Source organism: Vibrio sp. M260118 (assembly GCF_036533755.1).
In the GTDB taxonomy this organism is placed as follows: Bacteria; Pseudomonadota; Gammaproteobacteria; order Enterobacterales; family Vibrionaceae; genus Vibrio.
Window position 1 is genome coordinate 1 of sequence record NZ_JATABG010000675.1, and the last position, 691, is coordinate 691.

At 39.5% G+C, this 691-nt stretch carries 2 protein-coding genes; both read left to right on the forward strand.

The window, feature by feature from the left end; all coding sequences use genetic code 11:
- The first annotated feature begins 298 nt into the window (after positions 1-298).
- Positions 299-541, forward strand: coding sequence for a type II toxin-antitoxin system Phd/YefM family antitoxin (locus QTO00_RS20490; protein WP_045957228.1), 243 nt, complete (start codon positions 299-301; stop codon positions 539-541).
- Positions 542-547: 6 nt separating this feature from the next.
- On the forward strand, positions 548-691 hold a 144-nt coding region (locus tag QTO00_RS20495; RefSeq protein WP_331426378.1), incomplete at its 3' end, for a type II toxin-antitoxin system RelE/ParE family toxin.

The following is a 691-nucleotide window of genomic DNA, read 5'->3' on the forward strand; positions in this document are numbered from 1 at the left end:
GGCCAAGGCAATAGCCGTTAAAACAGGCCGTATATATGGTAGTTAACCTGCGCTTTTAATCATGCTACTGACTTGCAAAACTGGGGGAGACCATATAAGTGAGCAACGCAACCATGAAACCCAACCATACCACCATAGTCACAAAACCCAACGATGGAATGAAAAATGCCATGCGTTGGGAATCTGTCTTAAACGCTTTGTATGTTTACCTTTCGCACAAATCGCACGATTTAATTATATTGACCATTTTGTGCGACAAACTATAATCTTACTGTAATTCCAAATTCGGAGATTGAGTATGCACACACTAACAGCAAATGATGCAAAGCGTAACTTTGGTGAGCTACTGCTAAGCGCCCAACGTGAGCCAGTAAAGATTAGCAAAAACAGTAAAGACGCCGTAGTGGTAATGTCTATCAAAGACTATGAAGAACTAGAGGCAATGAAAACTGATTACCTTAAACATTGTTTCGAGTCAGCTAAACAAGACTTAGCACAAGGCAATGTAGTTGATGGTGAAGATTTCCTAAGCGCCTTGTAACCCACTATGCAAAAGAATAAATACAAACTAAGTAAATTGGCTCAGGCTCATTTACGAAAAATCAAAAGCTATACCGTCAACAACTTTTCTGAAATGCAGTGGAACAACTATAAAGATACATTGCTAACTGGGTTTCAAATGCTTGCCGAT